27 protein-coding genes are annotated in these 22942 nt (G+C 64.2%); 5 read left to right on the top strand and 22 right to left on the bottom strand.

Annotation, left to right across the window (positions count from 1 at the left end):
- Positions 1-196 precede the first annotated feature (196 nt).
- The 7 genes from JMJ54_RS00515 to JMJ54_RS00485 all read right to left on the bottom strand — a co-directional run bounded on the left by JMJ54_RS00515 (position 197) and on the right by JMJ54_RS00485 (position 5820).
- Entirely contained in the window at positions 197-439 is a 243-nt protein-coding gene (locus tag JMJ54_RS00515; RefSeq protein WP_203536000.1) for a hypothetical protein, read from the bottom strand.
- A gap of 70 nt (positions 440-509) precedes the next feature.
- On the bottom strand, positions 510-2024 hold the full coding sequence (locus tag JMJ54_RS00510; protein ID WP_203535999.1) for a pyocin knob domain-containing protein: 1515 nt from the start codon (positions 2022-2024) through the stop codon (positions 510-512).
- On the bottom strand, positions 2011-2616 hold the full coding sequence (locus JMJ54_RS00505) for a YmfQ family protein (RefSeq protein ID WP_203535998.1): 606 nt from the start codon (positions 2614-2616) through the stop codon (positions 2011-2013). Before JMJ54_RS00505 ends, JMJ54_RS00510 begins: the two co-directional genes overlap by 14 nt.
- Complete coding sequence (locus tag JMJ54_RS00500) at positions 2604-3719, bottom strand: baseplate J/gp47 family protein (protein WP_203535997.1); 1116 nt, start codon at positions 3717-3719, stop codon at positions 2604-2606. Before JMJ54_RS00500 ends, JMJ54_RS00505 begins: the two co-directional genes overlap by 13 nt.
- A 4-nt stretch (positions 3720-3723) precedes the next feature.
- Complete coding sequence (locus tag JMJ54_RS00495) at positions 3724-4158, bottom strand: phage GP46 family protein (RefSeq protein WP_203535996.1); 435 nt, start codon at positions 4156-4158, stop codon at positions 3724-3726.
- Entirely contained in the window at positions 4151-4729 is a 579-nt protein-coding gene (locus JMJ54_RS00490) for a phage baseplate assembly protein V (RefSeq protein WP_203535995.1), read from the bottom strand. Before JMJ54_RS00490 ends, JMJ54_RS00495 begins: the two co-directional genes overlap by 8 nt.
- An 8-nt stretch (positions 4730-4737) precedes the next feature.
- Positions 4738-5820, bottom strand: coding sequence for a phage baseplate assembly protein (locus JMJ54_RS00485; RefSeq protein ID WP_203535994.1), 1083 nt, complete (start codon positions 5818-5820; stop codon positions 4738-4740).
- A 362-nt stretch (positions 5821-6182) separates the two neighbouring features.
- Here JMJ54_RS00485 and JMJ54_RS00480 point away from each other — a divergent pair, with 362 nt between their 5' ends.
- The 4 genes from JMJ54_RS00480 to JMJ54_RS00465 all read left to right on the top strand — a co-directional run bounded on the left by JMJ54_RS00480 (position 6183) and on the right by JMJ54_RS00465 (position 8714).
- Entirely contained in the window at positions 6183-6461 is a 279-nt protein-coding gene (locus tag JMJ54_RS00480; RefSeq protein WP_203535993.1) for a hypothetical protein, read from the top strand.
- A 103-nt stretch (positions 6462-6564) separates the two neighbouring features.
- Positions 6565-6897, top strand: coding sequence for a hypothetical protein (locus JMJ54_RS00475; protein WP_203535992.1), 333 nt, complete (start codon positions 6565-6567; stop codon positions 6895-6897).
- A gap of 141 nt (positions 6898-7038) precedes the next feature.
- Entirely contained in the window at positions 7039-7707 is a 669-nt protein-coding gene (locus JMJ54_RS00470) for a hypothetical protein (protein WP_203535991.1), read from the top strand.
- A 212-nt stretch (positions 7708-7919) separates the two neighbouring features.
- Positions 7920-8714, top strand: coding sequence for an FISUMP domain-containing protein (locus JMJ54_RS00465; RefSeq protein ID WP_203535990.1), 795 nt, complete (start codon positions 7920-7922; stop codon positions 8712-8714).
- 28 nt (positions 8715-8742) lie between these two features.
- Here JMJ54_RS00465 and JMJ54_RS00460 read toward each other — a convergent pair whose 3' ends face one another.
- Entirely contained in the window at positions 8743-8985 is a 243-nt protein-coding gene (locus JMJ54_RS00460) for a hypothetical protein (RefSeq protein WP_203535989.1), read from the bottom strand.
- A gap of 248 nt (positions 8986-9233) precedes the next feature.
- On the opposite strand from JMJ54_RS00460, the gene JMJ54_RS00455 reads away from it, so the two are divergent.
- Positions 9234-9752 (top strand): GrpB family protein, encoded by a 519-nt coding sequence (locus tag JMJ54_RS00455; RefSeq protein ID WP_203535988.1) that lies wholly within the window; start codon positions 9234-9236, stop codon positions 9750-9752.
- Positions 9753-9910: 158 nt separating this feature from the next.
- Here the strand turns inward: JMJ54_RS00455 and JMJ54_RS00450 are convergent, their stop codons facing one another.
- From JMJ54_RS00450 to JMJ54_RS00385, 14 genes are all read right to left on the bottom strand, one after another.
- Positions 9911-11200, bottom strand: a complete 1290-nt coding sequence (locus JMJ54_RS00450; RefSeq protein WP_203535987.1) for a DNA circularization protein — start codon at positions 11198-11200, stop codon at positions 9911-9913.
- Positions 11200-12843: a tape measure protein gene (locus JMJ54_RS00445; RefSeq protein WP_203535986.1), complete on the bottom strand. Its 1644-nt coding sequence runs from the start codon at positions 12841-12843 to the stop codon at positions 11200-11202. Before JMJ54_RS00445 ends, JMJ54_RS00450 begins: the two co-directional genes overlap by 1 nt.
- A 102-nt stretch (positions 12844-12945) precedes the next feature.
- Complete coding sequence (locus JMJ54_RS00440; RefSeq protein WP_203535985.1) at positions 12946-13311, bottom strand: phage tail assembly protein; 366 nt, start codon at positions 13309-13311, stop codon at positions 12946-12948.
- Between the two features lie 2 nt (positions 13312-13313).
- Positions 13314-13682 carry a phage tail tube protein gene (locus tag JMJ54_RS00435; RefSeq protein WP_203535984.1) on the bottom strand — a complete coding sequence of 123 codons (369 nt, stop codon included), beginning with the start codon at positions 13680-13682 and terminating at the stop codon, positions 13314-13316.
- Positions 13683-13684: 2 nt separating this feature from the next.
- A complete protein-coding gene (locus JMJ54_RS19485; protein ID WP_203535983.1) occupies positions 13685-15151 on the bottom strand; it encodes a phage tail sheath subtilisin-like domain-containing protein in 1467 nt (488 codons plus the stop codon).
- The gene (locus tag JMJ54_RS00425; protein ID WP_203535982.1) at positions 15148-15369 is read right to left on the bottom strand and encodes a DUF2635 domain-containing protein; all 222 of its coding nucleotides are present in this window, start codon (positions 15367-15369) and stop codon (positions 15148-15150) included. Before JMJ54_RS00425 ends, JMJ54_RS19485 begins: the two co-directional genes overlap by 4 nt.
- Complete coding sequence (locus JMJ54_RS00420) at positions 15366-15932, bottom strand: hypothetical protein (RefSeq protein WP_203535981.1); 567 nt, start codon at positions 15930-15932, stop codon at positions 15366-15368. Before JMJ54_RS00420 ends, JMJ54_RS00425 begins: the two co-directional genes overlap by 4 nt.
- Positions 15929-16246 carry a head-tail joining protein gene (locus JMJ54_RS00415; protein WP_203535980.1) on the bottom strand — a complete coding sequence of 106 codons (318 nt, stop codon included), beginning with the start codon at positions 16244-16246 and terminating at the stop codon, positions 15929-15931. Before JMJ54_RS00415 ends, JMJ54_RS00420 begins: the two co-directional genes overlap by 4 nt.
- Positions 16246-16590, bottom strand: coding sequence for a DUF2190 family protein (locus tag JMJ54_RS00410; protein ID WP_203535979.1), 345 nt, complete (start codon positions 16588-16590; stop codon positions 16246-16248). The genes JMJ54_RS00415 and JMJ54_RS00410 overlap by 1 nt, the downstream gene beginning before the upstream one ends.
- 15 nt (positions 16591-16605) lie before the next feature.
- Positions 16606-18627 (bottom strand): prohead protease/major capsid protein fusion protein, encoded by a 2022-nt coding sequence (locus JMJ54_RS00405; RefSeq protein WP_203535978.1) that lies wholly within the window; start codon positions 18625-18627, stop codon positions 16606-16608.
- A gap of 42 nt (positions 18628-18669) precedes the next feature.
- Positions 18670-20202: a phage portal protein gene (locus JMJ54_RS00400; RefSeq protein WP_203535977.1), complete on the bottom strand. Its 1533-nt coding sequence runs from the start codon at positions 20200-20202 to the stop codon at positions 18670-18672.
- A 4-nt stretch (positions 20203-20206) separates the two neighbouring features.
- Positions 20207-20419 (bottom strand): phage head-tail joining protein, encoded by a 213-nt coding sequence (locus tag JMJ54_RS00395; protein ID WP_189459398.1) that lies wholly within the window; start codon positions 20417-20419, stop codon positions 20207-20209.
- A complete protein-coding gene (locus JMJ54_RS00390) occupies positions 20419-22419 on the bottom strand; it encodes a phage terminase large subunit family protein (protein WP_203535976.1) in 2001 nt (666 codons plus the stop codon). Before JMJ54_RS00390 ends, JMJ54_RS00395 begins: the two co-directional genes overlap by 1 nt.
- Entirely contained in the window at positions 22413-22940 is a 528-nt protein-coding gene (locus JMJ54_RS00385) for a hypothetical protein (RefSeq protein ID WP_203535975.1), read from the bottom strand. Before JMJ54_RS00385 ends, JMJ54_RS00390 begins: the two co-directional genes overlap by 7 nt.
- Positions 22941-22942: the final 2 nt, after the last annotated feature.

The following is a 22942-nucleotide window of genomic DNA, read 5'->3' as shown; positions in this document are numbered from 1 at the left end:
CTTGGACGCCGGTACCAGGCGTTGACGGCAGGTATAGGTCTTCAGCCCGGCGCTTCAGTCGGGTTTTCTTTTGCTGGTCGTTCAGTAACCAGCCACGCAGGCCGAGGCGAGTGGCCCGGACGCGCCGGCAGCGCGGGCGCAGCCGTTGCTCATGGCGAGGCCTCGGCGGGTGTCGCGGCCATCCGGTTTTCGGACTTCACTGGTCATGGCGATGGCGCAGCCGGTCAGGACCAGCAGCAGTGCGCAGCTCAGCATTCGCATCGGGTTCTCCTTCTTCGTGGGTCTGGCCGCAGGCCGAGACGGTGACGCCGTCGGCGCGGACGATGGCGCAGGAACCGTCGCCGATCGCCCAGGTACTCGACTGGCCGTCGGCATAGCGAGCCGAGGCACAACCGTTCAGCACGGCGATCAGGACGAGCGGGATCAGTCTCAAACTCATGGCGTAATTCCTCCGGGCGTTAAAAAGCCGGCGCAAGGCCGGCTGGGTGGCGAGGTGGTTCGGTGTCGGCTCACAGCAGCGCTGCCACTTCAGGCGCGAGTCCCTGCATGACGAGAAAGGACTGCAGGTCCTGTCTGGCCTTGGCCAGTTCGGCGTCGCGCTGCTGGGCGACGGTGTCGACGTCCCATGCCCGGCTCGTGGCATTCCACAGCGGGTAATCGCTGGGCGGTGGCTGATCGGTCAGCCAGTCGGGCAAGTCGCCCAAACCGCTCCACTCCGGATCGTGCGACCAGTTGCCCGGGCTGTACGCTTGGCCATTAGAGGTGCGCCACAGCGCGACTTGGCGCCAGTTGCGTACCAAGTCCCAGCCTTCGGTTTTCAGGACGGCCAGTCGCGGATAGCCGGCCTCGTCGTTGCTCGCCGGCGGCGGTTCGAGCGTGGCGCCGTCGGGAATCAGCGGCACCAGCACGCCCTGCTCCTTTGTGGCAAACGGATCGTGCTGCACCGGGTATTTGCCGAGGTACTCGCCGGTCAGCAGATGCGACTGGTGCACGCTGAGCGGAGCCGGTTCGATACCGGCGTGCTTCAGCTGCAGCGGCGTCCACAGCCCGACGCCGACGCCGGTGTAGTAGTAATGCGGGTAGCTGACGTTGGTCGGGCGGGTTTCGGCACCGCCGGTACCCCAGGTGTTCTCGAGGCCGCCCCCCTGATAGTCGACACCCCAGCCGCCACCGCCATTGCTCTCCCGCTCGCGCACCGGGATGCCGTGGGTGTGCGACTGCACGTCGCAGCCCTGTATCGTTCCGGCGCCGCGATCGCCGTCCGGGTCGACACCGCTGCCTTGCGAGCAGACGCGGATGAAGCGGCCGCGCAGGTCCGGGTAACCGCCGCCAGTGCACGGCATCCAGCCCGGGATCACCGTGCTGGGCGCAACATTGAACGGCGCGATCATTCCGACCGGTACTTCCTTGGGCGGAATGGGGATCGGTTGCGGGTAGGACGAGGTGAAGTCGGCCGACCAGTACGACCAGCCCGAGGTCGGATAGAAGCGGCGGCGGTAGATCCGGTCATCGGCGTAGCTCTGGTATTGCTGGAACACCCATTCGGTGCCGGCGTCGCTCGAGCTGTAGACGTGCAACAAACCGGCGTGCAGCGCGGGCGCATTGATCATCGTCGCCATGCTGGCGTCACTACCGAAGAAATAGAAGCCGCTGCCGACCAGCGTGTTCCAGTCGGTACCATCGGGCACGCCGCTGCGATCCTGCAGCTCGCCGGCGCCGGTACGCAGCAACGGAGCCTGAACCACGGCGCCACCGGCACGCGGCACGTACAGCGGATTGCCGGTCTCATCGGTCGTGCTGCCGTCGGCAACGATCTGCATTGCCTGCAGCAGCTGGGTGTTGTCGTTTTTGTCGAGCGTCAGGCCCGCACCTTCGACGGCGTTGGCCAGCTCTTCCTGGAAGCGGTCGAAGGTCACCGCGCCCGGGGTCGTGGCCTGCACCAGACCGGGGACACCGTCCTGGAAGCCGTTCTTGCCGGGGCCGAACTTGTCGAGGGCCGCGGTGGAGTTATCAATGCGATACATGGGTGTTTCCGTAAGAGATGATGACGTTGGAGATGGCCGGCGATTCGCGCCGGATCACGCATTCGAGCTCGGCGTCACCCCAGCTCGACAGCGGTTCGTTGACGCCACCGATCACAGCCCAGGGCGTAACCCGGGTTTCCTCGGCGACGTGCAGTTCCCAGCAGAACCGCGAGCGCTCGGTGCACAGCGGTACATCGACCGGGCTGATGACCGAGTACGGCACGAAGCGCCGGATCGACACGCCGGTGTAACCGAGCGACTCGGCAATGCGGATGTAGCGCGGTACCCGAGCACCGCCGAGGTCGGTGTACTTGGTGACCACCGACGCCCGCCTAGCTTCGATGCCCCGACCCGGCGACGTGCAGCGGTCCGGCAGGCCGAGGCTGGCTTCCCACTCGGGCAGCAACGCCGAGGTCTGGCGCGGATCCGCCTCGGTGAACAGCTGCGCCAGATACTGGTCGGCCCGGGCGAACTCGACCGCGACGCCAGCGAGCCACTGGTTCAGGTTGCCGTCGGGTGAACGGTTCCACGCCAGACCGCGCGGCAGCAGGGCCAGCAGCTGTTGCCGGTAGGCTTCGGTCAGCTCGTCCATGTCACCGTCCCCAGCTGTGCCAGCTCGCCCACGTCACAGACCACGTCGGCGCTCGGCTTGATCAGCTCGTGATCGAACTCGCCAACGGTCGTGCTGATGGCTTCGGCGAAATGGGTCAACGGCAGCGTGACGCCGGCCACCGGCATGACGGTCGTGCCGTCGGTGTAACGTGCGACCGGCGCGGCCTCGAGCGCGAACACCGACTGAAGCGAGGCAAGCACCACGTCCCGCAAGGCTGGCGAATCGGGGGCAAGGCGGATGCTGAAGTCGACCGGCTTCGGCGTGGGTGACGCGCCCCAGACTTCGCCGAACGGCGTGCCGTTCGCCTCGAGATACGCCTTCATCGCAGCTTGCTCGGTGGCGTCGGGGAAGATGCCGTCGACGTCGTCGTCACGGACGAAGAACACGGTGATCTCGCCGAGGCCGAGCAACTGCGGTGCCGCCCAGGCGCGGGTGACACCGGCCACTTCAAGCGCCCACAGTTCCCAGTCACCGGACTTGCCGACCTGACCGCCATTGCGGCGAGCCGCGATCACCCGGCTGCGGATCTCGTCGACCGACTCGGCATCAACGCCGCTGGTCAAACCCGCGCCGGTCACCGTGCCCTGCGCCGCCACGCCACCGACCGGGCTGACCAGCGTCATCGTCTCGCCGGCGGCGGTGTTACCGGCCGGGCCAGTCAGTTCGGCCACGACCGGCAGCCGAATCAACTGGTCGTCACCCGCGGCAGCAGCGGCCGTAGCGAGGAACAGCGCGCCATCGACCCGCTGCACCTGCGCGCCGGCGTCGATCACCGCACCGGCCGGCGCCGCGAACTCAACCACCCCGGTAGCGGCCACCGCCGGCTTGGGGCCGTCCTTGAGGAACATCGGCACGTCGCGGGCCATCAGCGTATCGGCGTCGCAGGTGGCCGGGTGCTGTTGCCGGTAAATCCAGTCGCCGTAGCCGTACAGGCCGTTGAATGCCCCGGCAAGCCCTTGGGCCAGCATCGACGCGAGCGAGCCCGGCGCCGGGATCGGTGCCTTGCCCTGCGCCAGCCGCTGCAGCCAGTCGGTGGTAATGCGCCCGGCGATCTGGTTCAGGCCGGGTTTGGGATAAGGCATGGGTTCAGCTCCACAGGTCGTTGTATTCGTAATGCATTGCACTGCCGTCGCGCTGGTACAGCGTCACGGCCAGTACGGCGCCCTGCCCGGGTGCCAGCATCGCCTGCACGTCGATGCGCGCAGCCAGACCGGCCGGCACCATCCACGCCAGTGCCTGGCGGGCGTAGTCCTCGAGCCGCTGTGCGACGGCGTCGGTATGTTTCTCGCGGGACAGCATCCACAGCAGCGAGCCGTGCACCTGCTGCTCGAGCGCGTCGCCCCACCAGCCGCGGCGATCGGTCGTCCCGTCCGGGATGGCATCGTCGGGCCCGGCCCGGGCATCGGTACCGAGGCAGACCAGCACGCAGGTATTGAGGGTGGTTTCGCGCACCAGATCGCCGCCGGCGATGGCCAGATCGATCCGGCCCTGTTCGTCGAGCGTCAGTGCCAGATCACTCATGCCCTGCTCCTTTCATGACTTGCGACGGCGTTCGCGTCTCGGAGCCGGTTTCAGCATGGGTGTGGCCACTGACATAGTTGCGCAGGTCCTGCAGCGAGGCCTCGCCGCCGCGGTCGGTCACGTCACCGGTCGTGGCCAGCACCGGGGTATCGACGTCGACCCCGGCTGAAGCGGTCAGTGCAATCGCCTCGGCATCAAACACCACGTTGTCGGCTTGCACGTCGTAGTTCGTGCAATGCACCCGGTAGGTGTCGCACTTGACCGCGATCAGCCGGCCGTTCTTCAACGCAATCCGCGCGCCGTCCTGCGTGTAAATCGCCAGTTCGCCCGGCGCCTTGGCCGCGACCCGGTAACGCCGGTCCTCGACCGCGATCGCCACCGCGTGATCGCTCGCGCCCTCGATGAAGGCCACCACGCACTCGGCGCCGGCCAGCGGCAAGGCGGTGAGGCCATAACTCAGGAACCACTCGACCCGATCAACGATTTCGCCGTCGAGCAGCTCGACCTGCAGCAGCGCACAACGACCACCGTCGTCAGCGCGCAGGATCCTGCCTTTTGCAATCCGGCTCATGTCCCGACTCATCTCCATCTCACTTCGTCAAAACCGATGTCCCCGCTCGCCTTCGCGCGCCGGCTGCGAGCTCGGGCCAGCGCCGGTTGCGGGGCAAACGCATCCGGCCGCAGCAGGTCCAGCTTGGTGACCGGCCCGCGCTCCGGATCCACCGTGTACTCGAGCGACGCGATCACCATCTCGGTATCGACCTGCAGCGCCGCCGCTTTCACCGGCACCCGCAGGTTGGGCGCCCACAAATCGCCGTTCTGCTGCTGCCAGCCCGTGACCAGCGCCGAGACCGGCGAAGCCCGCGCCGCGCGGGTGTCCCGCTCCCATTGCGCACGACGGCTGGCCAGCTCGGGCGACAGTTGCCCGCTGTTCGCCCGGATTACCAGCGGCCGGGACCGCGTCACGCCCGGATCGTGTGCCCGCCCGAGCACCGGCACGGCCGGCTCGTCCGCGCCGCCGCAGCGCTGACCCTTGATCAGGTAGTCGCTGAAGCGGGCGTCGGCATCGAAGGACGTACTGATCGCCAGAAGATTGCCGCCCAGCACCAGTGGCGTGGTGGCCCGCTCCCGACCGGCCAGCGTGACCAGCAGGCCACCGGCCGCATCGGCCATGCAGCGCACCCCGGCCAGCTGGCAGGCGCGGTCGATCGCCCGGAAGGTCGTTTCCCCGGGCTGGACCTTGAAGGCCGGCAGCAGCACGTCGACAACGTCCGGCGCCAGCCGGGCCGGGATACCCGGATACGGCGCCAACAAGGCACGCAACAGCCGGGACAGCGTCAACCCGGACCACTGGCCCGGGCGGTAATCCGGGGCGCAGTCGACCGGATCGCAGGTCGCATCGCGCCCTGAGATCGACAGCGTGTAACGCGACGCTTCCGCCACCCGCTCGATCTGACCGACCCAGCCGGTGATCACCGGCTGCCCGCCAATTAGCACCTGTACCCGGTCGCCGGTCGAAATCGGCCAGTCGAACCACTGCCCCGGCCAGTGCTCGGTCAGCCCGACCGAAAACCGCCCCGACAGCGTCTCGATCGAGCACACCACCGACACGGACTGCCAGCCACCGTAGCGGGCACCGCCGATCAATAGTTCGATATCCATGAAGGCCACGCATGAAAAAACCCGCCGGAGCGGGTTGGGTTGTTGGTGTTCAAGCAATGTCGATACGTCACTTGCGACCGTTGCCGAACAGCGATGACGCAGCAGCAAATGCTGGGGGCGTTACGTCTTGGCAACAGCACAAAGCCTGACGTAAGCAAATGGTGCGTAAGGTGCTTCTCGCCCGTATGATTGACGTGAACAGACCGACGCCAGAAGAATAAAGCACCAGAAAATCAATGGCATGGAAGCAAAATCGGCGTCCGAACTATTGATAATATACTGACACTTCGGCCAGTCTAATAACGGGTAGGCGGCATCTGCGCCACCGGTTAAATTTATTGGCGAAAATTAAAGGATTCAAAATGACAACACTCGCAACTCGTGTACGCGTACTTTCTGATCTTGAAGGCTTCGACATCGAAGTTTTAAATAAGGACGGAAGTATCGCAGATCTAAAAACCAATGGTCTACCCGCATACCCGTATGAAAAAAAGGCGAAAAGTTCCATAAACGTCGCGGATTGGAAGTCTCGCTTCCATAAAACGTATCCTAGTTACACATGCGAGGTTTTTGACGCAAATGGAAATATTGCACACGGAAACACAAAACTAGAAAAAGTTCGAGAAAGCTATGAAGAGTAATTAGAATTAAGCTAATTTTTCCCGCCTAACACTTCATTCAACCGGGACGAGCTAACGCCCGCCCGTTAATTCAAACATTAGGCTACCTGCCAAGGGAAACTTCATGGCAGCTTTGCCAAAAATCATTAAGGCCACCCATCTCTTTATCTCCAAAGGACATGAGTCTCTACACCCTTTCCTACGAAATGATGGAACAGAGATTTTGCCGAAAGGGCTGGCGATTGCCACTCAAACCACCAGCGACGGCACTGTAAAACGGCTTGAAATTTACAATCCAACACCACTTCGACCCAATGAAACAACAAAATTTATTGCGACGATATGTGATGGCGCAAAATTTGTTCAGCTCGACGAATATATTACCAATGATGGTTTAATGCAATTTCCATTAAATGCAAAAATAAAGCGCGGCTTTTTCGGTTGGAAATTAGTGTAGAAGGCATTTTGGACTTTCGCATTTAAACACTATCGCTGCGACAATAATCGCCTCATGCAACCACCTAATGATGCGTTCAACTTTCGCAAACAGATTGCCACCTGACTCGTTAGAGCCACCCAAAAATCAGAAGGAAAAACAATGAGAAAAATTGGCGGCACAATATCCATTCTTGGACTTACCTTGGCAAGTTCTTATGCCTTTGCCGGCATCGAGTGCATAAATAAAGTTTCAAATTCAGTAACTACGCCAGACTGGCATTGCAGCAAGCATTGTCGTGACTGGGAAAGTGCCCGACCCATGCAAACCCTAATCTTGGATATGGATAAAAAATTCAAGGATATGGGGGCGTTTTTTAAAAATCCATCAGCCTCTTGTTCTGGCGGCACCCCATGCGGTTTTTCAAGCATCCCTGCTCCGACAGTTTCGGCTAACGGCGAGCAAGTAAGGCTTGCCTTTAAGACTTGGAGTCGACCAGTCGTTGTAAGTGTATCAGCAGATATCTGCATTTTTAACAATACAATTCCACCTACTCCTAGTCCAACGCCCTCACCCCCCGCATCACCTACGCCGTCGACTACAGCAACGCCCTCCCCCAAACCTCCCATTCCTACCCAAAAAGAACATGTCATAGAGGAAGCAGGAGCATTGGCGGATAACTGCGAGCGCATGAAGAATAACTGGCTTGTTGAGGCAAAAATTTATTGCTCCCCCTACAAGGTCAACCTCGCATCTACGAGACTAAGCTGCTCACAGCGCCAAGATGCACTCTTCAGAAAGGTTTCTGGAATATTCCTCTGCGTGCAATAGATGACGCATAGTTCTGCACTGCAGAATACACCATGCGATTACGCCCCAGAGCGTGAGAATCGGAAACCTCCGCACCTTGAATTCATTCGACATAGCTTAATATTTCATTCAAATCTAAGTCGATCCGCCACTTTACTTGACTTGCCCTCAATTTTTAATTGCCACATCGGATCAAATCGACCCATCTAACTCATTCGGAATATTTCACGACGATGAAAGCTACCTTTAACATGTCAATCACAATCAGGGCACTAATTTTTCTAACAAGCTTTTTACCGACGCTAGTATTGGCAGAGTCTTCACGCCTTCTGATCATTTCGGAACACGATGCACAAGTCAGCATTGATGGCGAACAAGCAGGTGCCGTTATTGCTCGCGAGCCAAAAATATTCTCCATTTTCCCTGGTGAGCATGTTCTCTGGCTGCGATCTGTCGACGGAAAATACCAATGGTCGGGGCAAGTGGCTGTGGCGCCGGGCCTTCAGCGGATTTTCGACAAGCCTTTGCGTCCCGTCGATCCGATGACTCCTTTTATTGAGAATGAACTGAACCCTGCCGATGAACATACGTACCGAATCGTAACCGTCAATGGGCAAACTTGGTTGGGCGAAAACCTCCGAGTCGCCAAGGGAAAGAACATTGTCGAGCCATCCGGTGAGCGTCTCTACGATCGTGCCAGCGCTCGGACAGTAGGAATCATGCCCGGCTGGCACCTTCCAAAACGTGCCGAATGGGAGCGCCTACTCGCGACCTACGGCAGCGGCGCGCGAGAAGCACTGACTCCCGGAGGTGCATCGCTAATCAATCTCCGAGACAGTGGAATATTTAGCGCACCGGATGGAAAACCCCAAAGATGGGAATCTCCGCCGGGAAAAGGTGTGGCCTGCTACTGGATGGATGAAAGCGGTAGCTTCACACCTGCTGTCATTCTCCGCCCGACAGCAATTGAGATTGGCGGCAATTTTCCTAGGTACAGCCTGTGCGCAGTTCGATTGTTACGGGATTAAACCCCGTTCTTGTCGCTTCATTGTGCCCCTAGTGCTGCTGTAATGTGACGATCAGAAGTGGTTCGTTGCCCGGCACAAACCCCGGCCGGCTGATGCCGTTACGCGGTACCAGATCATCGGCCTGATACGGATCGCCGCAGTAGCTGTAGGCCAACACCAGTGCCGGTAGCGTGGTTGGCGGCGTCACCGTGACCAGTCGCGGTAGCCGCTCTGCCGGATCCGGCACGGTGGACAGCAGACCGATTCGCAGCAGCGACAATGGCTCGTACACGGTGTCCGGGGCCGCCGGCAGGATCCGATCGATCCGCTACACCACTTGGTCGCAGGCGGCACGGGCGTCGTCCCAGGTTGTGTACGTCGCCGACGGCAGCAGGATGCACCCCTCGCCCAGGCTGCTGCGCTCCTTCGGTTCGGTCATTTTGGCGTGCTAGCACTTATCCAAGACACAAAAAATCACGGTAGCAAAAATGGCATGTAAACGTTAAATTGATGAATTAACGAAAGTTGGCCGAGCTATTTATGAGAAAAATAGAAATTGTTGCTTACAACAAACAGTGGCCAAGCCTGTTTGCTGAGGAATCAGCTCTGTTGCAGGTTACACTTGGCAAGGTGCTTTCGAAAATCCATCATGTCGGCAGCACTTCAGTACCAGGCTTGGCAGCAAAACCTGTCATCGACATTTTGCTGGAGGTTGTTGATCTTGACGACCTGGATAACTTGAATCCCGCAATGACAAATATCGGATATACGGCACGTGGAGAATATGGCATTCCAAATCGCAGATATTTTTCCAAGGGCGGGGATCAACGCAGCCACCAGATCCATGCTTTTGCCATCGGCGATGAACATATCATCAAGCTTCTTGCATTTCGTAACTATCTTATAAAAAATGAAGATGTCGCAGAACAGTATGCTGAAATAAAACGTGCCGCGATTTTAGCAAGTGAAAACGAACTACGTCGCTACAGCGCCTTCAAGGCGGGATTTATTGAGGATCACCTCAGACTGGCACTGATGGATCAAGAGCAAAAAAAGTAGCCTCACTGTGAATGCCGTGATCCATTCTTTTAAAGCTACTCCCCGCTGCCAGCAGATTGTGTTCATCTAAACAGCGGAAGGCACATCGCCATGCGTCCTTTTCGGTGTATTTTCAGTGCACTTTGTTTCCATCCTTGCCGGCTTGCTGTTCCTCTACTTCATGCTTCTCCAGCCTTGAACGGCTGACATGCGATGACCTGAAGCAGCTCGTTACCCGGCACGAACCCAGGCCGATTGATTCCGTTTCGCTGCACCAGATCGTCAGCCTGATACGGATCGCCGCAGTAGCTGTAGGCCAGCACCAGTGTCGGTAGCGTGGTCGGCGGCGTTACCGTGACCCGTCGCGGTAGCCGCTCGGCCGGATCCGGTACGGTGGACAGCAACCCGATTCTTAGCAACGACAGCGGCTCGTAAACAGCATCCGGTGCCGCCGGCAGGATCCGGTCGATTCGCTGCACCAACTGGTCGCAGGCGGCGCGGGCGTCGTCCCAGGTCGTGTACGTCGCCGACGGCAGCAGGATGCCCGCCTCGCTCAGGCTGCTGCGTTCCATCAGCTCGGTCAGTGTCCTGCTGTTGTCGGGTGGCGGGGCCAGGCTGTACGGATCCCTCGGCACGCCGGCCTTGGGTTGCGCGGGCTGGGGCGTACTGGCGCGGGGCGCGCCTTTCGGGCGCAGACCGTCGAAGAAGCTCTGGTAGCTGCGTACCGCATCGGCCGGGCGCGAGAACATCCGTCCGACCGAGGCCGTCATGCTGGTCAGCTGCTGCGCCAGTTCCTCCGGTGCCCGGATCAGCCGGGCGATGTCATTGCTGATGCGCGTGCCCTGCAGGATCAGGTCGTTCAGGCCCGAGAGCAGATCGCCCATGCCGGCGAGCTCGGTCAGTTGATCGACATAGCCTTCGACCTGCTTGGCCAGTCTCTCCAGCGCGGCACTGGACTGGCCGATGACCGACCAGACCGACGCCATCGAGGCCGTGGCACCATCGACGGTCGCGGCGCCGGCTTCGCGGACGCCGCTTTGTGCATCGGTGGTTCGGGTCGGGAATTCGTTCCTGCCCAGCGGTGCGAAGGTCAGATCGAAACGGACGATGCCGGGGTCGTTCGAGCAGGTGCGGCGCGCGATCCCCATCGGCCGGCGCTGTTGGGAACCGCCCTCGGGCAGCACCAGCTCGCCGGGGCTGCCGTCGTTCTGCAGGGCGTCGAACAGCTGCTGCGATGTCGGCCACAGTGCGGCACCGAGCTCCGACGCCAGCAGGTAGCCCGAGACCAGCAGTTCGCCGGCCTTGGCGCCGAGGTCGACCACGAACGGTTCGTCCCGGAACGGGTATTCGCTGACGTCGACGCGACGGCCGCCGGATTCAAGGCAATCCTCGACGAGGAAGCGGATACCGCGCCAGCTGGCCGGCTTCAGCGTCTTGCGCCACTGGTCGTACTTGCTTGATCTCGCCATCAGTACACCCCCGTTTGCGAATAGCCCAGCGACTGGTCCAGCACGACGCCCGGATCCACCGTGGTGGTGGTGCGCACACCGCGGGGCATGCCGCTGAAGTCCACGGCGATCCGTGCGCCCGGTGTGGTTGTTTGAGCATTGCCGGCCCCACCCTGCCCGGCCGGCTTCATCACCACTGGTGCCGGCGTCACCGGCGGCGCGACGCTTTGCCAGACCTTTTGCTGGTCGATGCCGCGATCGTCCGACTCACCACCTTGGCCGATGGCAAGTACAGACAGCTTGTCCCGGATCCACCTGAAAAACCCGGCCAGCGGTCCCTTGGCGTTGACGATGCCGTCGACGATCCAGCCCAGCGGAGTGAAGTCCTTGAATAGTCTGGTGACGAGGTCGACACCCCACCGGAAGGTCTTGACCACCCCGTCCCACAAGCCTTCGATCTCGCCGACGCTTTTGGACCAGCTCAGGTACAGCACCGTCGCGGCGACGGCGACCGCGGCCAGTCCGGCGACAATCCAGCCGACCGGGGTCGCATACAGCGCCACACCGAGCGACCAGACGGCAGTGGTCAGGCTCACCAGCGACATCAGCAGCGGCCCGGCCAGCACCAGGGCCAACAGCTTGAAGGCGTTGCCCCAGCCGCCGACGAAGCCGACGAACTGCTGCACGCCCTCGAAGAAAGCCTTGCCGGCGCTCCACGCCTGCTGGAAGCCGTCGCGGATCATCTGCCCGGTCTTGGTGGCCCATGCCTGCAGCTGGCCATTCGCGGCCAGCCGGTTGATCTCGTCGAGCCAGCCCGACAGCTTGCCCTTGAGCCAGTCGAACAGCCCGGTCGCCATCACCATGTTGGCGAAGCGGGTCCACTGGTCCATCAGGTTCGAGAGCATCCCCGACCAGGTCGACGACAGCCGACCCATCGCGCCGGCGTACTTGTCGTTCCAGATCGTTTCCAGCGTCTGCTGGATCGCCTGCCGGTTGTTCTTGTTGACCGTGGCCAAGCGCTGCTGTCCCGATCTGTCGGTGTACGCGAAGGTCGTCGCGTTGCCCTTGGTCGACGCCCTGATGCCCAGCTCCTTCAGCCGCTCGTATTCGCCGGTGACCGCGTCGGCGATTGCTTCGACCGACTGCATCAGCGGCTTGCCCATCGCTGCCGAGGTGTCGCCCAAGGACTGCATCAGTCCCTTGGTCGGATCCAGCCCGTAGGTGCGCAGGCGCACGTAGGCCTCGGTGACCTGATCAAGCTCGTACGGCGTCTGGGCCGCAAACTGGCTCACCCAGTCCATCGCGCGCTTCGCCCCGGCCTGACTGCCTTCGGTCGTCTCGAGCACCGCCTGCATCTTCTCGAACGACGACGCGACGTCGAGGAACTGCTTCTTGAACAGGTAGCCGGCGGTTGCGGCCACCCCGGCGCCCTTCAGCATCAGCGAACCGATCTCGCCACCGACGTTTCTGCTCTTCTCCCATACGCCGGCGACCGACTTGCCGAATCGTTCCAGTCCGGCCGACCGGCCGAAGCGGGCGAACGCGCGCTGCATCCGCGTCACCGGAGCATTGAACTGCCCGAATTTCTTCAGGATGCGGTCGAGCGTCGCGGTCGCCCTGTCGGTGGCCGTGACGACAAATTCAGCCTGGGCCGGTGCACTCATCGAGCGTTTCCTTGATCAGGGCATTCCAGAACAAAAGGCCCTCGAGATCGAGGGCCTCCAGCTCGGCCATGCCGAACGAACAGTTCAGGGCCAGCGCCCCGATCACTTTTTGCCAGTTCGCCGGCCAGGCACGAAAAAACACCCGATCACCAGCGAAGCCGTCGCCATGTCGCCCAGATCGAGCTTGCGGATCCGCGGCAGCGGCAGTCCGCACAGCCGGCCTAGCAAGGCCAGCACATCGTCAGCCTTGCCGGCGATCAGGTTCTGCACCTTGGCGTCGCGCAGGTCGCCGGCACACGGATCGCGCCGGAATACCAGCACCGACACCGGGTTGCCGTCCTCGTCCTCGAGTGGCGTGTTCAGCGCCAGATTCAGCCGGCCGTTGGCGTCGATGCTCAGGTTGTCGAGTTCGTCGATCAGCGCCTCGAGCGGCGACTGGTCGGCGTGCATATCCATTGCTTCGTTCATGTTCAGATCTCCTCGAGTTTGGTCTTGCCTTCGAAGCGCACGTCGAGCTCGGCCTCGCCGGTACTGCCGTTGCCGTCGGCCGCGTACCACATGTTCGCGCCGGTAATGACCTTGCCGTTGGCCAGCTCGAGCGTGACGGTCACGTCGTCGAGCAGGGTCAGCTTGTCGAGGTCGAGATCGGCCTTGTCGGTCAACTTGCCCTCGATGTAGGGCAGCTGCGGCGTTTCCTTGAAGCCGTGGATGCCGTCGGCGCCGATGATCCCTTCCCGCTTCGGGTTGCCGAGGTTGTAGGTGAAGTCGCCCTTGGCGTCGTACTGGTAGCCGTCGACCTTGAAGTAGATCGTCCCGGCCCGGCGGTTCTGTGTGGCCATGCTCATCCCCTCACGAATTCGATGCGGGTGCCGACCATCAGCAGCGGCACGACCAGATCCGGCACCATCAGCAGGTTCAGGTGGGTCGGGTCGGCGCTGTCGATCTCGGCATGCAGGTTGGTCTTGAACGTCTCGAGGTCCTGGACCCAGCCGCGATCCATCCAGAGCTTGAAGCGCGACACGGCCTCGGCCTCGAGGCCCTTCGGCGTCATGACCGGCTGGCCGGCGCCGAACTTGGTGCCATCCTTGCCGACCTTGTAGCGGCCGCCGAGCAGCTTGTTCAGTACATAGTTGCGCCAGTCGTAGCGGATCGCGGCCAGCGTCAGCCGCGTGTTCGGGTCGAGGTAGCTCGCGTCTGCGGCGCCCAGCGCATTGGTCCGGTAGGTGGTGATCAGGCGCTGGATCGCCACGGTGCGGTCGGTCATCGTCGCCAGCGTCGAGATCCCGTCGTGCAGTAGCAGGTTGTTCTCGGTCCCGGTCAGCTGCGCCGCCGGCTTCGGGCCGCGCAGCCCGGGCAGCGTCAGCGTCTGGAACGGTCGGGCCGGATCCTGCGACGCCGAAAACGCCAGCCGCCCGGCGGTGCCGCCGGCCACACGCCAGACCGCCGACGGCATGGCCGGCGTGCCGACGATGATGTGGTTCGGCGAGTTTTGTCCGTCGCCGAGGTCGGCCAGATCGTCGAACGATTCGATCACCGCCGATACCGCCATGCCTTCGATCTGCCGCGGCGGCTCCCAGCGGCTCTCCAGTTCCTGGTCGAGGATGCGCAGATTGGCCGCGTCGGTGTACGGGTGGGTGATGATGTTGAACTGCACGTCGCCCATCGCCGCGACCACCTCGGACAGATCCGGATTCGTCACGCCCTGCACGGTCTGGCTGATCGTCACCGCCACCCCGGCCGGCAGCGCATCGTCGGCATCGGGATTGAGGTCGAGCGTCATGCCGTTGCCGGCGGCACCGGCATTGCGGGCGGTGAAGGTCACGCCGGTACCGGCTGCGAGCGCTGCGGTGAACATCGCGCCCGTCACGGCCGCAACGGCGTCGACGGTCGCTTGCGCGATGGTCGACGTATCGTCTCCGGCCAGCACGCCGACGCGGACGATATCGCCGGCCAGATCAAGCACCAGCGCACCGTCGCCGCTCGCCGGGCCGGTGATCGTCGCGGTCCAGACCGCGGCGACCGCGTCCTCGACGTCCTGCAGCGGGTAGTACCAGGTCTCGGTCGTCTGGTTGGCGGCAAAGTACGCCGTGGCCATGCCGGCGAGCTGCGAGCCGTCGCCGCATTGGGAGATCACCTGATCGGCCGAGGTGCCGCGGTACAGGCCCGGCGCGACATCGGCCAAGGCCTGCGCGATCAGCAGCACCCGGTACGGCTGCAGCGACAGGTCCTGTCCGGCACGGACGTTGCTGATCTCGACCTGCGCGCCCGGCACACGCCAGCCGGTGGGAATGTTGTCGAAACTGATCACGCTGCATCCTCCGTGGTGGTGTCGGCAGCCGGCACCGGAAAGTCCACGCTGCCGGCGCGGTAGCGCCGCAGCCAGTGGCCCTGATGGCGCGCGGCCACCCATGCGCCGTCCGGCGGCAGGGCCTGACCGGTTTCGGGATCAAGCACGCGCCGCCCGGGCTTGGGCCGCACGAGGATGCGGTTGCCGCGAGCAGCGGGTTTCGTGGTGGTCTTGTTCATGTCTTCTCCTGCGGCGGCACGATGTCCGTCGCGTCGATCGCGCCGTCGGCGGGCGCGAGGTCGTAGCGGGTGGTGACGCCAAGCAGCGACGGCAGAGTCGTCCCCTCGGTCGGGTAGCTGACGTCCTGATACCAGGTCGCGCGCCACGTGGTGACGTAGCCCTGGTAGTCGTGCCCCTGTTCGCCGTCGGCAAAGGCCTCGTAACGGACCGGTACCAGTTCGTCGGCAAGCTGGTAGTCGCCCTGCCCGGTCGCATCCAGTCGCGGGTTGGCATGGATCGCCGCCTCGACTTCGGCCAGCAGCTGCTTGGCCACGGCGTCGGCCAATTCGCCGCCGGCGATATGCAGTACGACGATCAGTTCGGTGTCGAACTTGAGTACCCGGGGCGGATCGCTCCAGATCTCGCAACTGGTGACGCCGTCGTAAACATTCAGCGCCGGCATGTCCGGCGCCTGGAAATGCCTGGCCCTATGACGAAAAACGCAGGCCCTGGCCTGCGTCCGGTTGGTCAGCGTCGCCTGCAGCGCGGCGCAGATCGCGTCGAGCTGGTGCTGCGGCGTCATGACCTCACCCCCAGTTGCGCCCGTTCGGTGCCGTCGTCGCCGGGTTCGACATTGGCGACCAGCCAGACCTGATCACGGATCGTGACCAGCCGTCGGTGCAGCGTCGTGGTCCCGGCCGGCAGGTCGGCCAGCCGGTAGCGAGCAGTCGGCAGGTTGTCGACCAGCGAGATCCCGCCCGGCAGGCCTTCGAGCTTTACCGGCGCATCGAACAGCACCGTGATGACCGTGCTGTCGTCCAGCACGGCTGGTTCGCCGAAAGTGCGCAGCAGCGACCGCAGCGAGCCGTACAGATGGCGATCCGCGGGCGAGCCCATCAGACCGCCACGCCGTTGAGGCGGGCCCGCACACTGCCGGTGTTGTTGCCGGCGGCCACGGTCGCGACGGCCACGAACGGCGCCGTCGACGCATCGGCCGGCTTGGTGCCGGTCAACGCATGCTTCGTCGCATCGAAGTACAGCGGACCGCCGACGGTCACTTCGTCGGCAGAGAGCTTGGGCAGGTCGAACACGCCCGAGGTCTTGATCGTCAGCGGCTGGCCGGCCGGGGCGTCGTGAGTCGCGACGCCGAACAGGTGACCGACGAGGACGGGGTCGCCCGACAGCGTGTCGGCTGCGGCGGTGACGGTCAGGCTGTCGCCCTGTTGCACGTAATTGAGCATGGTCTCTCCTCGGGCTCACTGGCCCTTGTTGCGGGCGATGCCGCGGAAATCCTGCAGGCCGACACCGATGTCGAGCCGCGCCTTGACCTCGATGCCGTCGACGTCGAAGCCCTCGCGGGTCGCGGTGTAGACGCCACGCTGGCCCTCGAGATAGGCCAGCTCGACAATCGGGCACTGCGCCGGGTCGGTCGCCAGATACCAGGCCGCCTTGTCGGCGCGGTCGAGCCGTGGTTCGGCGATGATCTGCAGGTCGTTCTGGAAGGGGTTGGTGTCTTCGGCCTTGTTCGGCGAGATCACCGCGATGGCCTTGCTGGCCGCGAGCTTGAGCGAGCGCGGCACGATCAGGTACTTGCTGCCCAGGTTGAGCGCATCGCCGCTCATGTCGGTCTGCAGGCCGATCAGGGTGTCGAGTTCGCCGATGGCGTCGACGCTGATCGCCGCGCCGGTTTCGGCATCGTTGGCGTGGTCGGCGCAGAACAGTGACTTGCCGTCGGCCATCAGCAGATTGCTGATGATCAGGCTCCACACCAGATCGGATTCGAGGTTCGCGGCGGACCGGCCGAAGCGCGCAGCCAGGTTGGTGAACACGCCGAGGTCGTCGTTGATGATGAGCTGCCGGGTCACGCTGATCTTGCGGCCGTAGGTCTGCAACCGGTAGCGCTGCTCGCTCTCGAGCAGCTTCCCTTCCTGATACTCGCCGTGCTCGTCCAGCGGCTTGAACGACAGGTCCTGACCGACCGACACGCCGACCAGCTCGCGGAAATCCGCCGCGGTCCGTTCGCGCACCAGCGGCCAGAAGGTCTGGCCGGCCAGCGCATAGCCCGACTGCAGCACCCGGCTGATGACGTTGCCGAGGATGATCGGGTAGTCGCTGGTCGACGCCATGCCGGCGCCGCGGGTGTTGTTCAGGGCCAGATCGGCGATCTCGGCCGGCACCAGTCCGCGGGTCCGGCCGCCGGCGCGCTCGACGCACTCGCGGCCGAGGTCGACCAGCGACATGCCGCGGAAGTTGCGGGCCGCGTCGGTCAGCGGGTACTGGCCCGGCTGGGCCCGGTGCAGCATCGCCTCGGTCATCGCCGTGCGGCGGACGTCGGTTTCGTCGCGGACGGTCTGGACGATGCCGCTGCGTGTCGGCGCGACCTGGTCGTCGTCGAACAGCCGCTGGAAAATCGCCTCGTGGGCGCGGGCCAGCGGCGTGCCGTTGCCGATCAGCTCGTCGGCCAGCGCCTCGTCGAGGCCGGACTTGCGCACCAGCGTGCGGATCTCGATGCCGCGCTGGCGTTCGGTGGCGACGGCATCGGCCGAATCCGCTGCCGCGGGTGTGGCAGCCGGCTGGCTGCGCTGCTGCGCCGGTGCTGCCGGCGGATCGATCGCTTGCTGGCGTTCGGTTTGCTCGGGCTGAATTGCCGGTTGCGCTTGGTCCATCGGGGGTTCCTCTTGGGCTGCATGGGTGTATCGGTAATGAATCGGGAAATCCGGCAGGTCGGCCGGGACGGCACTGCGGGTCACGGCACCGGGATCCGCAGGGATGGGCACCATCGACAGCTCGTAGGGTTCCCAGTCGATGGCGCGGTAAACCGGTGTCTGGCCTTCGGTCTCGGTGATCTCGTAGCCGTGCACGACGTAGCCGACGCTGACGTTGCGGATCACGCCGTCGACGACGTCCTGCCAGACCGGCTCGACCTCGGCGCGGCGGCTGAAACGCACCTCGGCATGGCCGAGTCCGCCCTCGAGCCAGGCGCGTTCGACCACGCCGATCTGGTCGCTCAGTTCGCCGCTGTTGTGGTTGTCGAGCAGGCCGGCGCCACCGTTGAGGCGCTCGAGCCGGATCGCCGCGTCGGACACCTCCAGCTCTTCGATGAAGTAACGCCAGCGCTGCCAGTCGAAACGGCGCACCGCGGCGCCGGTGGTCCAGACCAGCTCGACCGTGCGCGCGGCTTCGTTGACCGACGTGACGGCGTAGGCCCGGCTCTGCAGCGGCAGCCCGCCACGGATCAGCGGCCCGTCGGGGTCCTGCGTTCTGTCCGGTTTGGACATCGCCACCTCCAGATGTGAAAACACCCGCCATGGGCGGGTGGGTCAGGTTGATGAAGCACCGGCAGCCTTGTCGCCGGCAGGCTGGTCGTCGTCCGGCGGATCCGGGATGTCGACGGCGCCGGTGGCGTGCTTGCCGCTGAAGTTCAGCGCACCGATCAGCCCCTGCAGCGCGTCGTTCTGTTTCTGCAGCACCTGCAGCTGCCGGCGCGGGTTGATCCCGGCGGCACGACAGGCGTCGCCCCAGCTGGCGAGACCGGCATCGAGCTGCATCAGCATCGCCGGCACTTCGCGCCCCGGGTCGGTCATCATCCAGCCCGGCGTGGTCCAGTCCTCCGGCGGCGCCAGCTCGTCCGGCCGGAGCAGCCCGGCCACGTGGGCCATGGCCAGAAATGCGGTGGCGATCGCTTCGCACACCTGCGGAATCAGGCACAGCAGCTGGTATTGCTGGATCTCGGCGCGGAACTCGCCGCGCCCCATCCGTCCCGACGAAAAATTGACCTGCGAGTAGTCGCCGGTCAGCTGCTCGTAGGTGACACCGAGGCCGGTGGCCACGCCGCGGTCGCGCCGCCGCGTGTAGATCTGGTAGTCGGCGCTGGCCGTCGGATTCAGGAAATTGATGCTCTCGCCCGGGTTGATGCGGGTCATCATCCCCGGCGTGAGCCGCGGTCCGTTGCGCCGCCCGCCTCGGCCGGCACTGCCCGATGCCGTCTCTCCGACGGAATCCACCGGCATGCCCAGCGCCGCCGGCATGCGCACGTCGGTCGATGTGATCACCGCGCCGATGCAGGCCTCGACCTTCTTGCGCATCAGCGTCGCATCCTCGTAATCGCCGAGGTCGCGCATCGACATGATCACCGGTGCAAAGCGCGTCACGCCGCGATGCTGGCCCGGGCGCAGCACCTCGAAGTGGTGGATGACCCAGCGTGCGGGCACGCGATGGCTGGTCGTCGTCCGCATCGATGCGTGGTCGTCGCCCGGATGCCGGTCGAATAGCCAGTACGCCACGCGGCGGCCGATCGCATCGAACTCGATCCCGTCCTGCCGGTAGCCGCCACCATCGAGCGCCCCGTCGCCGGACACGTCTAGGTAGTCCGGCTCGAGCACCTGGATCTGGAACGGTACCGGCAGGCCGTCGCTGGTCTTGCGCGGCCGGATCCGGATCAGCACCTCGCCCGAGACGAACGCCGTCCGTGCGATCAGCGCCAGCGCCGCGGCAAAGCTGCCGCCGTCGGCATCAGCCACCTTCGCCCATTGCTGCCACAGCGCATCGACCGCATCTCGGTCGCCCCAGTCCGGCACGATGCCGGTACCGACCGCCTGCGCGATCCAGCGCCGCACGGCCCCGGCGGCCCATTCGTTGTTGTCGACGAGATCGCGAGCCCGGTTGCGCAGCACCGGCAGCGACAGCGCATTGGTCGCATTGGCCGAGGTGCCGGGCGTGAGCCAACCGTCGGTGCGGCGGCCCTTCTGCGCGCCGTCGAACCGGCGGACCTCGTCGAGCACCTGCCGGTCGGCCCAGCGTGCGAGTCCGGCCCGCGGGCTGAAGAAGCCGACGATGCTGTCGAAGACGTTCATCGTCTCAGTACCGGTCGAACGAGGCCGCGACCGAGCGGCTGTCGCCGTCACGGATCAGACCGGCCCTGATCAGGTCGTTGCGCACCAGGTTCCGGGCCGTCATCAGTTCGTCCATCGAACGGTAGGTCACCTTGCGGTTGTCGCGCTCGATCGTGAGTTCGCCGCTGGCAATGGCCCGGCTCAGCTCGTTCAGGTCGTCGAGGGTAAATTCGGCCATCAGTCTCTCCAGTAGTCGCCGGTCTCGCCGACCCAGTCGTCGGCGGCCGGATGTGGCGACGCCCCGCTTGGAACGGGGCGTCGGGGTGTCGGTTGCGCCACCGGCACGTCGGCCGGCGGAGGTGGTTCGGGTAGCGGTGGCACGGGCTCGGCAAACAGGTCCCGCACCCGGGGCTGCAGCAGCGCTTCGCGCCGTTCCCAGTCCGCGTCGGTGGCGACATGGATCCGGTATGCCGGATGCTGTGCTGCGGCCATGGCATACACGGCGGTATCCAGCGCCTCGTTGCGGGCGTTCTTGGGCTTGACCCAGCGGTGGTGCAGCGGGTCGAACTTCTCGGCCGTGAGCTGCTGGTAGTACTCGTCCGGCAACTGGTCGGAAAAGTGCACCCTGCGCTCGCCCAGCACCGCGTTCCGGTCCTGCACGAGGTAGCTCATCAGCGTGGTCTTGGCGGTATCGGTACCGACCGGCCACAACTGCACGCCGGCCGTGATCGTCTCGCCCTGGTAGAGCACGTCCGGATGGCCCGGTTTGCCGAGGATGGGCTTGTTCGCCTGCGATGCGCCCTTGATCGCCAGCACGCCCTGGTTCTGCCGCATGCGGCAGTAGTTGTAGACGAAGTGGGTGAAGTGGCCGCCGGTATCGATGGCGGTCATCTCGATCCGCATGTCGATGCCCCACTGGTTGCGGAGCGGCGTGGTCCGGTACGCATCGAACCGGGCCCAGAGCGCGTCGTCGGACGGAATGCCCGGCAGCTCGAACCAGTCGAGGATCCAGATCTGGCCGTTCCGGCCGTGCCCCATCAGCTGCACCGCGAGCCGGTCGTCCTGGGTGTCGACACCGCAAGTCAGCAGCAGGCAGCCGGCCGGTACCGTCCGCAAGCGGAACGGCTCGGCCCGCGCCTTGAGCTCGTCGTGCTTGATGGCGTTACGGCGCTCTTCCCAGGTCTCGCCGAGCACGGTGTTGATGAAGACCTTCAGTCGCATCGGGTTCCCCTGGCTGCGGATCCAGCCGCGGGCGTGGTCGAGCCACGAATCGCCGAGGCCGATCGGCGTGTACAGCGCGTTGATGTGGTAGCCCCTTGCCGTCCGTTCCGGAAAGCCCGGAACCCACTGCCCTCGGGCCAGCATCGCCGTCTTGTGGTTCTCCTCGATCGGCGCGTCGCAGTGCTCGCACACGTACCAGGCGCGGGTCAGTGCATGAACCGGCACCTGCACGCTGCCGTCGTTGTCGCACCAGCGCAGACCCTTCCACTGCAACCACTGCAGCTCGCCGCAGTGGGGACACGGCACGTGGTAGCGGCGCTGGTCGCTGGCCTCGTATTCGGCCTCGATCGCACTGGCGTCGCGCACCGTGGGGGTCGACACCAGCAGGATCTTGCGCCGCGGGAAGGTCGTCGTCCGGCGTTCGGCCAGATCGATCGGCGAACCCTCGCCGTCGAGGTCGTCGACATAGGCATCGACCTCGTCGAGGAACAGGTACTTGGCCGGCATCGATCGCAGGCTCGACGCCGAATTGGCGCCGGAAATGATCACCACCCCGCCCGGAAAATCCTTCAGCTCGGCCGTGTTGCTGCCGTCCCGGCTGCCGGTGGCGACGATCTTGCTGGCCAGTGCCGGCGTTTCCTTGATCATCGGTTCCAGCCGCTGCTTGGCCCAGCGACTGGCGACCTTGAGCGTGGGCTGCACGACCATCATCGGCCCCGGATCGTGGTCGATCACGTAGCCCAGCCAGTTGTTGCCGGCCTCGGTCCCGCCGACCTGCGACGACTTCATGAACACGACCCGGCGGACGTGGCTGTCGGCCGACAGCGCATCCATGATCTCGCGCAGGAACGGCGTCCGGTCGGTGTGCCACTGCCCCGGTTCCGATGCGCCCTTCTGCGGCAGCCGCCGGAACCGGTCAGCCCAGCCCGACACGCTCAGGCGCAGCCGTGGGGCGAAGACCTTCGCCACCGTCTCGCACGCGAAGCGGTAGCTGTCGCGCAACCCGGTCATCAGCATATGGCCTCCTCGTTCTGTTCCGGCAGCACCGTCATCAACCGGTGCACCTCCTCAATGACCAGCGTGATTTCGCGGTCGAGCAGGTCGTAGACCCGACCCGGATCGGTCTCGGCCGCGATCGGCATCGACAAGCGGTCAGGCAGGCGCTCGAGCGCGGCGCGCACGGCGCCGGCAATGTCGGCCACCGCCAGCGCGACCTCGTCGGCCGCCACCAGTTGCTTGAGGGCTTCGGCAATCTCGATGTCGAGCTGCACGCCCCGCTTGATCTCGTTCTGGGTCCGGACCGTCTGGAAGTCGGGCAAACCGGTGTCGGCCGTCACGCTGTTCCAGTCCTTGCGTGGGGCCGCCTTGCGTCTGGCCCGCGACGGATCGGCCGTCGCCGCAATCAGCCGGTCGGACTCGGCCACCAGCACCAGACCCTCGTCGTCGAGCACCAGCCGCCCGGCGTTACCCAACTGGGTGACGTAGGCGCGGCTGTACCCCCGCAGCTTGGCGAAAGCGGATTTCGTCAGGGCTTCCATGC

It is taken from the genome of Jeongeupia naejangsanensis, assembly GCF_016865585.1.
Classification (GTDB): Bacteria; Pseudomonadota; Gammaproteobacteria; order Burkholderiales; family Chitinibacteraceae; genus Jeongeupia; species Jeongeupia naejangsanensis.
This window is presented reverse-complemented; position numbering and strand designations above follow the sequence as displayed.

Excerpts from the sequence above, each read along its gene's own strand:
- JMJ54_RS00515 (WP_203536000.1), bottom strand. The coding sequence starts at position 439 with ATGAGTTTGAGACTGATCCCGCTCGTCCTGATCGCCGTGCTGAACGGT.
- JMJ54_RS00510 (WP_203535999.1), bottom strand. The coding sequence starts at position 2,024 with ATGTATCGCATTGATAACTCCACCGCGGCCCTCGACAAGTTCGGCCCC.
- JMJ54_RS00505 (WP_203535998.1), bottom strand. The coding sequence starts at position 2,616 with ATGGACGAGCTGACCGAAGCCTACCGGCAACAGCTGCTGGCCCTGCTG.
- JMJ54_RS00500 (WP_203535997.1), bottom strand. The coding sequence starts at position 3,719 with ATGCCTTATCCCAAACCCGGCCTGAACCAGATCGCCGGGCGCATTACC.
- JMJ54_RS00495 (WP_203535996.1), bottom strand. The coding sequence starts at position 4,158 with ATGAGTGATCTGGCACTGACGCTCGACGAACAGGGCCGGATCGATCTG.
- JMJ54_RS00490 (WP_203535995.1), bottom strand. The coding sequence starts at position 4,729 with ATGAGCCGGATTGCAAAAGGCAGGATCCTGCGCGCTGACGACGGTGGT.
- JMJ54_RS00485 (WP_203535994.1), bottom strand. The coding sequence starts at position 5,820 with ATGGATATCGAACTATTGATCGGCGGTGCCCGCTACGGTGGCTGGCAG.
- JMJ54_RS00480 (WP_203535993.1), top strand. The coding sequence starts at position 6,183 with ATGACAACACTCGCAACTCGTGTACGCGTACTTTCTGATCTTGAAGGC.
- JMJ54_RS00475 (WP_203535992.1), top strand. The coding sequence starts at position 6,565 with ATGGCAGCTTTGCCAAAAATCATTAAGGCCACCCATCTCTTTATCTCC.
- JMJ54_RS00470 (WP_203535991.1), top strand. The coding sequence starts at position 7,039 with ATGAGAAAAATTGGCGGCACAATATCCATTCTTGGACTTACCTTGGCA.
- JMJ54_RS00465 (WP_203535990.1), top strand. The coding sequence starts at position 7,920 with ATGAAAGCTACCTTTAACATGTCAATCACAATCAGGGCACTAATTTTT.
- JMJ54_RS00455 (WP_203535988.1), top strand. The coding sequence starts at position 9,234 with ATGAGAAAAATAGAAATTGTTGCTTACAACAAACAGTGGCCAAGCCTG.
- JMJ54_RS00450 (WP_203535987.1), bottom strand. The coding sequence starts at position 11,200 with ATGGCGAGATCAAGCAAGTACGACCAGTGGCGCAAGACGCTGAAGCCG.
- JMJ54_RS00445 (WP_203535986.1), bottom strand. The coding sequence starts at position 12,843 with ATGAGTGCACCGGCCCAGGCTGAATTTGTCGTCACGGCCACCGACAGG.
- JMJ54_RS00440 (WP_203535985.1), bottom strand. The coding sequence starts at position 13,311 with ATGAACGAAGCAATGGATATGCACGCCGACCAGTCGCCGCTCGAGGCG.
- JMJ54_RS00435 (WP_203535984.1), bottom strand. The coding sequence starts at position 13,682 with ATGGCCACACAGAACCGCCGGGCCGGGACGATCTACTTCAAGGTCGAC.
- JMJ54_RS00425 (WP_203535982.1), bottom strand. The coding sequence starts at position 15,369 with ATGAACAAGACCACCACGAAACCCGCTGCTCGCGGCAACCGCATCCTC.
- JMJ54_RS00420 (WP_203535981.1), bottom strand. The coding sequence starts at position 15,932 with ATGACGCCGCAGCACCAGCTCGACGCGATCTGCGCCGCGCTGCAGGCG.
- JMJ54_RS00415 (WP_203535980.1), bottom strand. The coding sequence starts at position 16,246 with ATGGGCTCGCCCGCGGATCGCCATCTGTACGGCTCGCTGCGGTCGCTG.
- JMJ54_RS00410 (WP_203535979.1), bottom strand. The coding sequence starts at position 16,590 with ATGCTCAATTACGTGCAACAGGGCGACAGCCTGACCGTCACCGCCGCA.
- JMJ54_RS00405 (WP_203535978.1), bottom strand. The coding sequence starts at position 18,627 with ATGTCCAAACCGGACAGAACGCAGGACCCCGACGGGCCGCTGATCCGT.
- JMJ54_RS00400 (WP_203535977.1), bottom strand. The coding sequence starts at position 20,202 with ATGAACGTCTTCGACAGCATCGTCGGCTTCTTCAGCCCGCGGGCCGGA.
- JMJ54_RS00395 (WP_189459398.1), bottom strand. The coding sequence starts at position 20,419 with ATGGCCGAATTTACCCTCGACGACCTGAACGAGCTGAGCCGGGCCATT.
- JMJ54_RS00390 (WP_203535976.1), bottom strand. The coding sequence starts at position 22,419 with ATGCTGATGACCGGGTTGCGCGACAGCTACCGCTTCGCGTGCGAGACG.
- JMJ54_RS00385 (WP_203535975.1), bottom strand. The coding sequence starts at position 22,940 with ATGGAAGCCCTGACGAAATCCGCTTTCGCCAAGCTGCGGGGGTACAGC.